The 12,816-nt window shown below is 40.7% G+C and carries 10 protein-coding genes; 5 read left to right on the forward strand and 5 right to left on the reverse strand.

Annotation, left to right across the window (positions count from 1 at the left end):
* The first annotated feature begins 13 nt into the window (after window positions 1-13).
* The 5 genes from NW213_RS08480 (at window position 14) to NW213_RS08500 (ending at window position 7,001) form a co-directional block, all read left to right on the forward strand.
* The gene (locus NW213_RS08480) at window positions 14-1,279 is read left to right on the forward strand and encodes an ABC transporter permease (RefSeq protein WP_258322479.1); all 1,266 of its coding nucleotides are present in this window, start codon (window positions 14-16) and stop codon (window positions 1,277-1,279) included.
* A 116-nt stretch (window positions 1,280-1,395) separates the two neighbouring features.
* On the forward strand, window positions 1,396-2,766 hold the full coding sequence (locus tag NW213_RS08485; RefSeq protein ID WP_258322480.1) for a TonB family protein: 1,371 nt from the start codon (window positions 1,396-1,398) through the stop codon (window positions 2,764-2,766).
* A 45-nt stretch (window positions 2,767-2,811) separates the two neighbouring features.
* Complete coding sequence (locus tag NW213_RS08490; protein ID WP_375338128.1) at window positions 2,812-4,986, forward strand: S9 family peptidase; 2,175 nt, start codon at window positions 2,812-2,814, stop codon at window positions 4,984-4,986.
* Between the two features lie 140 nt (window positions 4,987-5,126).
* Window positions 5,127-5,978 (forward strand): lipoyl synthase, encoded by an 852-nt coding sequence (gene lipA / locus NW213_RS08495; RefSeq protein ID WP_258322482.1) that lies wholly within the window; start codon window positions 5,127-5,129, stop codon window positions 5,976-5,978.
* Between the two features lie 39 nt (window positions 5,979-6,017).
* Window positions 6,018-7,001, forward strand: coding sequence for a hypothetical protein (locus NW213_RS08500; RefSeq protein ID WP_258322483.1), 984 nt, complete (start codon window positions 6,018-6,020; stop codon window positions 6,999-7,001).
* Here NW213_RS08500 and NW213_RS08505 read toward each other — a convergent pair.
* The 5 genes from NW213_RS08505 to NW213_RS08525 all read right to left on the reverse strand — a co-directional run bounded on the left by NW213_RS08505 (window position 6,992) and on the right by NW213_RS08525 (window position 12,792).
* Entirely contained in the window at window positions 6,992-7,696 is a 705-nt protein-coding gene (locus NW213_RS08505; protein ID WP_154043926.1) for an SAM-dependent methyltransferase, read from the reverse strand. The genes NW213_RS08500 and NW213_RS08505 overlap by 10 nt on opposite strands.
* A gap of 16 nt (window positions 7,697-7,712) precedes the next feature.
* On the reverse strand, window positions 7,713-8,708 hold the full coding sequence (locus NW213_RS08510; protein ID WP_154043927.1) for a gliding motility lipoprotein GldB: 996 nt from the start codon (window positions 8,706-8,708) through the stop codon (window positions 7,713-7,715).
* A 10-nt stretch (window positions 8,709-8,718) separates the two neighbouring features.
* Window positions 8,719-9,576 (reverse strand): enoyl-ACP reductase, encoded by an 858-nt coding sequence (locus tag NW213_RS08515; RefSeq protein WP_154043928.1) that lies wholly within the window; start codon window positions 9,574-9,576, stop codon window positions 8,719-8,721.
* Window positions 9,577-9,704: 128 nt separating this feature from the next.
* Complete coding sequence (locus NW213_RS08520) at window positions 9,705-10,940, reverse strand: sodium ion-translocating decarboxylase subunit beta (RefSeq protein ID WP_258322484.1); 1,236 nt, start codon at window positions 10,938-10,940, stop codon at window positions 9,705-9,707.
* Between the two features lie 7 nt (window positions 10,941-10,947).
* Window positions 10,948-12,792 carry a biotin/lipoyl-containing protein gene (locus NW213_RS08525; RefSeq protein ID WP_258322485.1) on the reverse strand — a complete coding sequence of 615 codons (1,845 nt, stop codon included), beginning with the start codon at window positions 12,790-12,792 and terminating at the stop codon, window positions 10,948-10,950.
* Window positions 12,793-12,816: the final 24 nt, after the last annotated feature.

Consider the following 12,816-nt stretch of genomic DNA (forward strand, 5'->3'; position numbering starts at 1 on the left):
ACCCTATTGAATTATGAAACATCAACCGTTTAGAAATATTGTCCGTCAGGGTATTTCAAGTCTGTTCCATATTTGTGCCCGAGAGCTGAAGAATGTATTCAAGGATCAGGGGGTACTTATATTCTTCATTCTTGTCCCTCTGGCATACCCTCTGGTCTATGCATTTATATATACACAAGAAGTGGTAAGGGATGTTCCTGCTGCCGTGGTCGACAACAGCCGTTCGTCGCTGAGCAGGGAATTCATACGAATGGTAGATGCCACTCCTGACATCAAAGTGCAATCCTATTGTGCCGACATGGAGGAAGCACAGAATCTTATCGAAGAAGGAAGGGTATATGGAATAATATACATTCCCGAAGAATTTGCCCGCAATATCTCACAGGGAAAACAGGCTTCGGTAAGCATTTTCAGCGATATGAGTGGTTTGCTCTATTACAAATCTCTGCTGATGGCTACAACAAACGTATCGCTTGACATGAACAAGGATATAAAAATCGAACGAATGGGAAATACAACCGCACGCCAGGACGAAATAGGCACAGCTCCCATTGAATACGAAGATATATCACTGTTCAATCCACAGGACGGCTTTGCCAGTTTCCTTATTCCTGCCGTACTTATACTGGTTATACAGCAAACTTTATTGCTTGGTATAGGCCTGTCTGCAGGAACGGCAAGAGAAACGAACAAATTTCAGGATCTTGTACCTTTAAGCAGAAAGTACAACGGTACATTGCGAATTGTGCTTGGTAAATCTTTGGCTTACTTCCTTATTTATGCAATAGTATCGGCATACGTGCTGTGTGTAGTCCCCAGGATGTTCAGCCTTGTACAGATTCCGAATCCGACGACATTGCTTCTGTTCATCCTCCCGTATCTGTCGGCATGTATTTTCTTTGCAATGACATGCTCCATATTCATCCATCACAGAGAATCGTGTATGATGATATATGTATTTACGTCAGTACCACTGTTGTTCATCTCCGGTATTTCATGGCCGGGAGCTGCAATACCTGATTTTTGGAAAGTAGTATCCTGGATATTCCCTTCTACATTCGGTATAAACGGATTCGTAAGAATCAACAGCATGGGAGCTACACTGCCTGACGTACTTACTGAATTCAGAGCATTGTGGCTACAAACAGGTATATATTTCATAACAACCTGTATCGTTTATCGCCGACAAATACAGATAAGCCACAAGCACGTGGAAGAGAAACTCAGAAAAGTGAGAAAATATTTCCGTCTGAAGAAAAAGACTGTTATTACACAATAACAGACAATAAGTTCATCATTATTAACAATTCATCTTATACTTATAAGAGAGAATACTATTAGCTTTGCAAATGGTTTTAAAAACGTTTGCAAAGCTTTTTTATTTAAATGAAATCAATGAGAAGAATTAACCTTTATATAACAAGCATAATATTATTGACAGTTATCAGGACAAATGCAAATCCTATTATAAGTAGTATCAATGATAACGGAAAAACTAAATTCAAGGTGGAGGTTAAGAACTCCATAGGTGAACCTCAGACAAAAATTTTTCTAAAAATAACAGGAAGAAGCGAAGTTTATAAAGTTGATTCATGCGGAATTATCAATTTCGAATATGAAATTCCAAAGAACTATAAACGAACAGCAAACATCTATCTGAACGAAGATACCAAGAACCCAGAGAAAACATTTACCCTGGATGAAGAAAATACAGTACTGAATTTCTGTATAGACACAAAGGAAGATATATTAAGATTCAAACAGGAAAACAGCACCTTCAATATTGAAGGAATAGTAACAACCGAGGACGGCGAACCTATTACGGGAGCAACTGTAAGCATACAGGGAACAGGAAGATATGCCACAACCGACGAGATAGGTCTGTTCTCCATTGATGCCGACTTCAATCATTACATAATAATCAGAGCCGACGGAATGGAAAACATTTCTATGACCGTAAGTCCGTTCCTCATGAATCAGAAAGATGCATATCCTATTGTGATGCGAAAGAAAAGCGGTGAAAAGATTTATTCCAGTGTAGAAACAATGCCTGAATATCCCGGAGGGATGAAATACTTCAAGAGATACATAGACCGTAACCTGAAATATCCTGAAGAAGCAAAAAGAAACAAGATTGAAGGTGTGATAGTAATGCAGTTTGTCGTAGAGAAAAACGGTGATATTACAAGTCCCAAAGTAGTCAGAAGACTGGAAGCATCGCTTGACTCAGTTGCCATGAACCTGATTAAAGGCATGCCAAGATGGACACCTGCTTCTGACCATGGTGTAAAGGTAAGATGCAAATATTCAGTACCTATTGCATTCAAGATACCTGTACCTAAACCGGTAGTAATAGAGAATAATCCGATAAAGGAAATTGCCGGTGACAGTCTCATCACATTAAATGACAGTACTATATTGAGACCTGACACTTTGATTCAGGACAGTATTATAAACGACAGTATCATAAAAAACAAACTTTTAAGCGACAGTACTATCATTGCAAACGATTCTATAGGCAGTGATTCAATTATTTCTACGAAACTTCCGGATAAAGAGGAAACTACAATAGGAAATACTACAAAAGTTAAGAAAAGGAATGCCTTCGTCAGATTCTTCAGATGGCTGTTCGGCATAAAGGATAAGGAAGAAAAAAAGGATGAAGAGATAAAGGAAAACAAAGAAATAAAAAAATTACCGCAACAGAACTCTACGGAAATAGAGAATAAAGACAAAATAGGAATAGAACAAAAAGAAGAACTATAACATTAAATTTATTTACGCATGAAAAGATTATTCGCACTATTGCTAATGATTGTCGGATTGACATTCGGCATTCATGCAGAAAAGGTAACTCTAAAAGATGTTGCTAACGGAACATACCGTGCAAAGAATATTTACGGTCTCAGACCAATGCTTGACGGCGAACATTACACTCAGATCAGTGCCGACAAGAAAAGAATAGTAAAGTACTCATTCAAGACAGGAGAAGAAGTCGGAACAATTTTCGACGTAACAACAGCCCGCGACTGCAGTCTTAAATCATTCGACGACTATATCATGTCGCCCGACGAAAAGCTAATCCTGATACAGACAGAAACGAAGCCTATATACAGACGTTCGTTTACAGCCGAATATTATATCTACAACGTAAAGAACAACAAGATGGAACCTCTGTCAAAGAACGGTCCGCAACAGGTTCCTCTTTTCTCACCGGACGGTTTCCAGATAGCATTCGTAAGAAACAATAACATATATCTTGTGAAGCTTCTTTTCGGGAAGAGTGAATCGCAGGTGACAAAGGACGGAGAATACAACAAAGTTCTTAACGGTATCCCAGACTGGGTTTATGAAGAAGAATTCGGCTTCAACAGAGCATTCGAGTTCAGCGCCGACAGCAAAATGATTGCATACATCAGATTTGATGAGAGTCAGGTAAAACAGTTCTCTTTCCCTTGGTATAAAGGCATGGCACCTGAAAAAAGCGAATACGAATACTATCCGGGAGCTTACGAATACAAATACCCTAAAGCCGGAGAAGTAAACTCTAAAGTCACAGTACATACTTTTGACATCAAGAGCAAGGTTACAAGAAAAATGGACTTGCCGCTTGATGAAGACGGATATATTCCTCGCATCAAGTTTACATCCGATCCGGAAAAACTGGCTATAATGACTCTTAACCGCCATCAGAACAGATTCGACATGTATATGGCTAATCCTAGAAGCGGAATCTGCAAACTGACTATTCGTGACGAGGCAGAGCAATACATCAAGGAGCCTGCATATGCAAATATGGAGTTCTTTACAGACAATATAGTGATGATGAGCGAAAGAGACGGATTCAATCATCTGTATCTTTACACCATAGGCGGTAACCTTGTAAGACAGATTACAAAAGGAAAGTACGAAGTGACAGACTTCTTAGGATGGAATCAGAATACAAATGAATTCTACTATAGAGGATACGACAACAGCCCTCTTAGAACTGCCATATTCAAGGTCAACAAAAAAGGAGAAGTTACAAAGCTTTCGAAGAGAGAAGGTACAAACAATGCCATCTTCAGCAGCAATATGGAATATTTCATAAATACTTTCTCAAACATGACTACTCCTACCCTTATCACAATCAACAACAATAAGGGAAAAGAAATTGTAACTCTGCTCGACAATAAAGAACTTAAAGAACAGACCAAATCGCTGAACTTGCCACAGAAAGAATTCTTTACTTTCAAGACAAGCAACGGAACGGAACTGAACGGCTGGATAATGAAACCTGTAAACTTCAACCCAAGCAAGAAATATCCGGTAATCATGCACCAGTACAGCGGTCCCGGATCACAGCAGGTACTCGACAAATGGGGCATCGGAAGTTTCAGCGACGGAGGTATGTTCGAAGCATATATGTGCGACAAAGGCTACATCATGGTATGTGTTGACGGACGCGGAACAGGCGGACGCGGAGCTGAATTCGAAAAATGTACATACATGTATCTCGGTGTGAAAGAGTCGGAAGACCAGGTTGAAACAGCCAAATACCTTAGTTCACTGCCATACGTTGACGGAAAGAGAATCGGTATCTGGGGATGGAGCTTCGGCGGCTATAACACACTTATGTCAATGAGTGACGGAAGCGGAGCTTTCAAAGCCGGAGTTGCTATAGCAGCACCTTCATGCTGGAAATACTACGACACTGTATATACGGAAAGATTCATGCGTACTCCTAAAGAAAACGGTGAAGGATACGAAGCAGGTTCGGCTATCAGCAGAGCCAAAAACCTAAAAGGTAACCTGTTGCTTATCCATGGAACAGCCGATGACAATGTCCACTATCAGAACTGTGCAGAATATGCGGAAGCGCTTGTACAGGCCGGCAAACAGTTTGATATGCAGGTTTACACAAACCGTAATCACAGCATATTCGGTGGTAATACCAGACACCACCTTATGACCAGAGTTAGTGAATTCTTTATCAACAATCTGTAGTTTCGCAGGCTCAACTCCAAAGTTGACAAGGCTCCGGTTGACAAGTTGACAAGGTTTATAACTTAATGGAAACCTTGTCAACTCGTTAACTCGTCAACTTGTAACTTATAAATAATAGCCTACCTATAAACAAACATACTATGACACACATCAGAAAACCGGAATGGCTGAAGATAAGTATCGGAGCCAACGCCAGATATGCAGAAACAAAAAAAATTGTAGATACACATAAACTTCACACTATATGCAGCAGCGGCCGCTGTCCCAATATGGGCGAATGCTGGGGCAAAGGTACGGCTACATTCATGATTTGCGGAGCTATATGTACGCGTTCATGCAAATTCTGCAATACATGCACAGGAAAGCCTCTCCCACTCGATGAAAACGAACCGGCAAACGTGGCAGAATCAATAAAACTAATGAAACTCAACCACGCAGTTATCACATCAGTTGACAGAGACGACCTTGAAGACCTTGGAGCATCACACTGGGCAAAGACTCTGCAGAAGATAAAAGAAGTCAATCCAGAAACTACTATCGAAGCTCTGATACCGGACTTCCAGGGTAAACCGGAACTGGTCAGTAAGGTAATAGAGGCAAGACCTGATATCCTGTCACACAACATGGAGACCGTAAGGAGAATCAGTCCGCTGGTAAGAAGCGTAGCAAAATATGACACAAGTCTCAACGTGATAAAACAAATTTCGGAAAGCGGAATTACAGCAAAATCAGGAATAATGGTAGGACTTGGCGAGACTAAGGAAGAAGTTCTGGAAACTATGGACGACTTGCTTGAAGCAGGATGCAAGATACTGACAATAGGCCAATACCTGCAGCCTTCGCATAAGCACTATCCTGTAGCGGAATATGTCACACCGGAACAGTTCGAAGAGTATAGAATAACAGGAGAAAACAAGGGATTCAAGACTGTAGAAAGCGGTCCACTGGTACGTTCATCATATCATGCGGAAAAACATATCATCCACAAGTGAACAATCACGGTATTTTGTTTGTTGAAACTTTGATATATAATGAAAGAGAACAAACAGAATATGGGCATGAATCTAAGAAACAAAATCGTATCAATAGGACTTTTACCAATCATAATCACATTAATAGGTCTGCATTTCTTCCCCAATACGGAGATGCTGGGAGTAGGATTATTCATGAGTCTGATAATGCTTACATACAACATTATCAAGATGAAAGACCTGAATTTTTTTCTCCTGCTTGGTACACTGGGTATAGGTACATGTTTTGTTCTCAGATTGTTTTGGGGATATAAATATGTACCTCTCAATACCATCACTCCTACCGTAGAGTTCTCGCTGATGGCATTTGCTTTCATTTATCACACTGCCCCCGAATTATATAAGGACATTGTCAGCAAACTAGGCATAAGGATATGCTTTTCATATAAGTTCGAGACAAAAATAATCATTGTTCTTTCATCGGTTCACCTCATAATTCTGTATATAATAAAGACACTGAATCACGACTGGAGTCCGGAAGGACGCTTTTTCATGATAAATGTCGTTCCTGTGTCGATATACATTATTTGCCTTATTATAAATACATTGGGAATACATTTTGTGGCAAAAATCGATCTGTCAAAACAAAACATAATACGCATAGCACCAATATGTAACGGAAAGCTCCTGCTCTCTAACAAAAACATGTCATCACAAGTGTGGGACCTTCCTATTGAAAGAAACCTTGAAGGTACAGTAGAAGACTGCATAAAGTATGCCACCAAAACAGCCAAGAGATTTACTGGAAAAAACATTCAGCCACGACTTATATTACAGTATAGCGAAGAATGCTCATGCGGAATATGCAATAACATTCTTTTATTCATACTGCCCTTAAAAGCTGAAAGCGACATAAGACTTGAAGGAAAGTTCTTCAAGTTTGAAGATATGGAAAACGACCAGCACCAATTGAACAAATCCATAAAAAAAGAGCTGGAACATCTTAAAGACGCTGCCAGCTTATGGAAAGAATTTTATTTGTAAATAAGGAATATACACGGAATCTTTGACAAGTCAGGCAGTTTCCCGTGCCATTCCTTCAAAGTACGAGTCTTGATATATTCACCTTCGCAAGTAATATTAGCTGCTATACACAACTTTGTCTGCGGACGACAAGCTTTCATTATATCCTCCATCATCTTATTGTTCCTGTATGGAGTTTCTATAAACAATTGTGTCTGATTTTCCGAATATACTCTGTTTTCAAGTTCTTTAAGCCTTTTAATCCTCTCATTGGCATCAATAGGCAAATATCCATGAAACGCAAAACTCTGACCGTTAAATCCTGATGCCATAACCGAAAGTATTATGGAAGAAGGACCGACTAGCGGAACCACCTTATAGTTCTTGCGCTGTGCTATCGCCACCACATCAGCTCCCGGATCGGCAACTGCAGGACAACCCGCCTCAGATATTACTCCCATGGAATTCCCTTCAGCCAAAGGTTTCAGAAAGCCTGAAATATCTTCGGGAGAAGTATGTTTGTTCAGTGTAAAGAATGTCAAATCATCAATAACGATAGAATGATCCACTTTCTTCAGAAATCGTCGTGCCGAACGAACATCTTCGACTATAAAGTATTTTATTTCACTGATAATTTCCTTGTTATATACCGGCAGAACCTTCTCTACAGATGTATCTCCCAACGTTACCGGCAATAAATATAATGCTGTCTCCATATTTTCTATTTGAATACTAAATATCAATGTCCATCAACATTCCTTCATAATCAGTATCTTCCAGAAGCTTCTCTATCGTTACATCCGGATTTTTCTTCATATATGCATTTATATACTGCATTCCCATCCAGACACCTATCATCGGCGGTACTTCATCTTTAAGGATTTTATTTGGAGTTGGCTGTATATAGGCACGGATAATCATCGGGTCTGTACTTTCGAGGTGTCTTGATTTCTCCACCCACTCAATAAACGATTTCTTATTTTTCTCACACCATGCCAATTGTTCCTTATCATATCCCAAAATACGGGCTCCGTAATCGCTCTCACCAAGCACTTTCTCAGTAATCCACGCAATCTTCCCCCTGTACATCATAATATCGAACAGCGAGCGGTGGTCTTTCTCCCATGGGAAAGGATATAGCCCCAACAGATAAAATGAAATACAGTCAGGCACTATTCTGTCGGGAGACATTGATTTACGCTGATAATTATAATAATACTTCTTATACATAGGATAATCCTCACCCATATACTTGTCAAGGCTTATTCCTATAAGACTGTCAGATACTACTATAGACTGGTTCAATGCCGATATTTGTGAATATACTGCCGGCACTGTCATAGACGGAAGTTCCTTCTTCAGATTAACAAAAGCTTTTGTCAGTTCTTTTTCAAAACTACCGAGGTCCTTATACTTATCTTCCACATCAAGCATCAGATTTACAAGAGAAGTATCGGAATAATATGCACATAACCGGTCGTTTATTTTCTCATCATTCACCGATCCCAGTGCCAGAACATCCTCGATAAGAATTTTTGTCGCATGAGGGAAATCCATATTCATTTTTTGCAGCGAAGTGAAGCTGTTCAGCGCAGAAGCTTCAAACTGCAATCTGTCGTATCTGTGGATTTTTATCTTTCCTTCAGATAAAAAAAAGTCTTCCTGCCTGTCATCGCGACAGGCAGAAAGCACTAATAAACTTAATATTATGATTAAAATGTTTCGCATTAAAAATCAATTATCCGTAGATAATGTTACCATTTTCATCTTTATATTCGTCAAGTCCCTTTTCGTATGTAGCCATTGCACGGAGACTCATACCTACACTTGAGAAACCACCATCGTGGTAAAGGTTCTGCATAGTAACCTTCTTAGTCAAGTCAGAGAACATCACGATACAGTAGTCTGCACATTCATCTGCAGAAGCATTACCAAGAGGAGACATACGGTTAGCAAAGTCGAACAATTTGTCCATTCCCTTAACACCCGATCCCGCAGTAGTCATAGTAGGCGACTGTGAAATAGTGTTGATACGAACATGATGTTCACGACCGTAAATATATCCGAAGCTACGTGCTATTGATTCAAGCAGAGCTTTGGCATCAGCCATATCGTTATATCCGTAGAATGTACGCTGAGCAGCAACATAACTCAATGCAAGGATTGAACCATATTCATTTATGGCATCAAGTTTTTTTGCACACTGAATCATTTTGTGGAATGAAACAGCCGAGATATCAAGAGTCTTGCTCAACATATCGTAATCCAAGTCATCGTATGTACGTTTTTTACGAACATTTGGAGACATACCGATAGAGTGCAATACAAAGTCTATCTTTCCTCCCAATACTTCCATAGAACGCTTGAAGACATTTTCAAGATCTTCAACGCTTGTTGCGTCGGCAGGTATAACCTCACAGTTCAATTTTTCTGCCAAAGCAGAAACTTCACCCATACGTACTGCTACAGGAGTATTTGACAATGTGATTATTGCACCTTCTTCTACAGCTTTCTCTGCAACTTTCCATGCTATAGACTGTTCGTTAAGGGCACCGAAAATAATACCCCTTTTTCCTTTAAGCAAATTATAACTCATATATTTAAATTTGTTATTACGTCTGCAAATATACTGCTTTATTTACAATATACGCCACTTTTGCTCACTTTTCTTTAATATTGTGCAGTTTTGCTATAAAAAACTTTAACAAACGCACTTAAAGAATTTTAGCCAAGGAAAGAAATAAGTACACCGGCAGCCACCGCAGAACCTATCACTCCGGAGATATTACTTGCCATACAATACTGCAACACGTGGTTTTTAGGATCATATTTCAGTGCTATCTCGTTTGCCACACGACTCGCCATAGGCACGGCACTCAATCCTGTCGCACCGATAAGCGGATTGATTTTCTTCTTTGTAAACAGATTATAGATCTTGACAAAGAAAATACCACCTGATATTGAAAGGCCGAAAGCAAGAAAACCTCCAATCACGATACCTATTGTTGTCCAGTTCAGGAAAGCGTCAGTAGTCATTGTTGCACCAACCGAGATACCGAGGAAAATGGTTGCGGCATTCATTATGCTGTTTGATGCGGCATCGAACAGACGTGATGTGTTCGAACCTATTTCCTTCACAAGATTACCGAACATCAGCATACCTACCAATGGAACAGCGCTTGGCACGAACAATGCCACTATAGTAGTAACCGCTATAGGGAATATTATTTTCAGCACACGCATATTCTTTATTTCTATAGTAGGAGGATACATCTTTTCCTGTTCCTTCATATTTATACTGAGTTCCTTTTTGGTACACCATAGTCTTACCACCAATGGTATGATTACAGGAACAAGTGCCATATACGAATAAGCCGCAATAGCTATAGGACCAAGCAGATGAGGAGCCAGCTTGATAGTAGTAAATATCGCTGTAGGACCGTCAGCTCCACCTATTATACCCAATGAAGCAGCTTCCTGAGGAGTGAAGCCAACCATAATGGCAACAAGCAATACTGCAAAAATACCCAACTGAGCAGCAGCCCCGAAAATTGAAAGACGGAGATTACGCAGCATAGGGCCGAAGTCGGTCAGCGCACCCACACCCATAAATATTACCGGAGGAAGGAAACCTGTCTTGATGAGCATATAATAAATGAAGTTCATCAGTCCCAGTTCGTGTGCTATCTCATGCAGAGGCATTTCCCATATATTCTTCATCACGCCATTCACCATCACCATACCGTTCTCATCGGCCTGTATCACTCCCATCTCCCCTCCAGGGAAATTGGCAAGCAACACACCGAAAGCTATCGGCACAAGCAACAGCGGTTCGTACTGTTTCTTTATACCCAGATAAAGCAGTACGAAAGCTATGGCATACATTATCAAGAACCGCGGATCGGCAATGATATTGCTGAACGCAGTCATATCGTATAATCGTTCAAAAATCTCTTCCATACATCTATCACTTTATCTTCATTAATACATCATCTTCAGAAACAGAGTCGCCTGAGTTCATGCAGATGGCAGTTACAGTACCGCCAAACTCGGCATTGACTGCTATATAAGTCTTCATTGCTTCAATATAGCAGAGAGTGTCGCCCGGATTAACCTTATCGCCAACCTTCAAAGGTGTTTCCTGAGCCGATTTAGTGAGATAGAATTTTCCTTCAAGCGGAGAAAGCACATCCTTGCCCTCGCCAGATGCAGCAGCCTGCTGAGCGCCATCAGCAGATGCAGACTGTGCTGGCAATGCAGTGTCACCGAAAGCTACAGTCACACGATAAGGCTTTCCGTTCACATCTACAGTGAGCACCTGAGTACCTTCCTTAGGCATTGAACCGCCTTCAGCCTCAGCACGGCGTTTCTCCACGTCTGCCAGGAAGTCTGCCTTAGCCTTTCCGCTCTTGTATGCCTCATACTGAGCAGGATGCATAGCATATTCGAACAGTTCTTCATCATCCTGACCTGTCTCCCATCCTTTTTCAGCCATCATCTGACGGTATTTGTCAAGCTGATCCGGATAATTGTCCTGAGGATTGCCTGTAAAGAATGTTCTGCCTTCGCTCTTTGCCTTTTCAACTATCTCATCTGCCAACGGACCAGCCAATGCTCCAGCCTTGCCGAGTATCATATCCCATACATCGTCTGCTATCATAGCCCAGCGTTCCTTGCCTTTTTCCATCTGAATGACATTCATCATTGCCAGATTCTTGACATACTGGCTGAAAGGAGTTACCAGACAAGGATAACCTACACGCGGCCATACGTATGACACCTCATCGAACAACTTGATAAGCAATTCATCCTGAGTCATAAGTGGCAGATTATTCTTTGCCTTATACTTATTTATAGATTCAAGATTAGTTTCAAGGTCAGCCATCAAGCTGCCCATCATACCTCCCGGAAGTCCCGGACCTACAAGCAATGAGTTCATCATACGGTTCTTAGGGCTGATATACAATCCAAGGAAGTCGTCCATGAATTCCTGAATCATGGTTCTTGCCTTCATATAGGCATTCATATTGATTTCCTTAACCTTGAAACCTGCATCCTTCAACATTGCCTGCATACTGATAATGTCGGCATGACCTGTTCCCCATGACAAAGGATCCATACCGCAATCCACATAGTCGCATCCAGCCTTGCAAACCTCAAGAATAGAAGCCATATTGAAACCCGGACCTGCATGAGAGTGATACTGTATGGTTATATCCTTTATCTTCTTTATTCCGGCAACAAGTTTTCCGAGGAACACAGGACGTCCGATACCTGCCATATCCTTGATGCATATTTCATCGCATCCTGCGTCGATAAGTTTCTTCGCCATATCAAGATAATACTCAACAGTATGTATAGGAGAATAAGTGATACACAAGCAGCACTGTGAAATCATTCCTGCATCGTGTGCATATCCTATTGACGGGATTATATTACGAACATCATTCAGTCCGCAGAAAGTACGTGTAATGTCAGTTCCCTGAGCCTTCTTTACCTTGTAGAACAGTTTTCTTACATCTGCCGGAACAGGACTCATTCTCAGTCCGTTCAATGCACGATCCAACATATGTGTCTGGATGCCTGCTTCGTGAAAAGGCTTTGTCCATTCTCTCACAGCCTTATTAGGATTTTCGCCAAACAGCAGATTTACCTGTTCAAAACCGCCTCCGTTAGTCTCAACTCTGTCAAAGCATCCCATTTCCACTATCACAGGAGCTATCTTTACCAATTGGTCAACACGTGGTACATATTTTCCGGCGCTCTGCCACATATCGCGGAAGACCAGACTGAATTTTACTTCTTTTTCCATTTTCTTAATGTGTTTTCATTTCTT

This window comes from Bacteroides sp. ET336, from assembly GCF_024733815.1.
Classification (GTDB): Bacteria; Bacteroidota; Bacteroidia; order Bacteroidales; family Bacteroidaceae; genus Phocaeicola; species Phocaeicola cellulolyticus.

Excerpts from the sequence above, each read along its gene's own strand:
- NW213_RS08505 (WP_154043926.1), bottom strand. The coding sequence starts at position 7,696 with ATGGAGACAGCATTATATTTATTGCCGGTAACGTTGGGAGATACATCT.
- NW213_RS08515 (WP_154043928.1), bottom strand. The coding sequence starts at position 9,576 with ATGAGTTATAATTTGCTTAAAGGAAAAAGGGGTATTATTTTCGGTGCC.
- NW213_RS08490 (WP_375338128.1), top strand. The coding sequence starts at position 2,812 with ATGATTGTCGGATTGACATTCGGCATTCATGCAGAAAAGGTAACTCTA.
- NW213_RS08525 (WP_258322485.1), bottom strand. The coding sequence starts at position 12,792 with ATGGAAAAAGAAGTAAAATTCAGTCTGGTCTTCCGCGATATGTGGCAG.
- NW213_RS08485 (WP_258322480.1), top strand. The coding sequence starts at position 1,396 with ATGAGAAGAATTAACCTTTATATAACAAGCATAATATTATTGACAGTT.
- NW213_RS08510 (WP_154043927.1), bottom strand. The coding sequence starts at position 8,708 with ATGCGAAACATTTTAATCATAATATTAAGTTTATTAGTGCTTTCTGCC.
- NW213_RS08480 (WP_258322479.1), top strand. The coding sequence starts at position 14 with ATGAAACATCAACCGTTTAGAAATATTGTCCGTCAGGGTATTTCAAGT.
- lipA (WP_258322482.1), top strand. The coding sequence starts at position 5,127 with ATGACACACATCAGAAAACCGGAATGGCTGAAGATAAGTATCGGAGCC.
- NW213_RS08520 (WP_258322484.1), bottom strand. The coding sequence starts at position 10,940 with ATGGAAGAGATTTTTGAACGATTATACGATATGACTGCGTTCAGCAAT.
- NW213_RS08500 (WP_258322483.1), top strand. The coding sequence starts at position 6,018 with ATGAAAGAGAACAAACAGAATATGGGCATGAATCTAAGAAACAAAATC.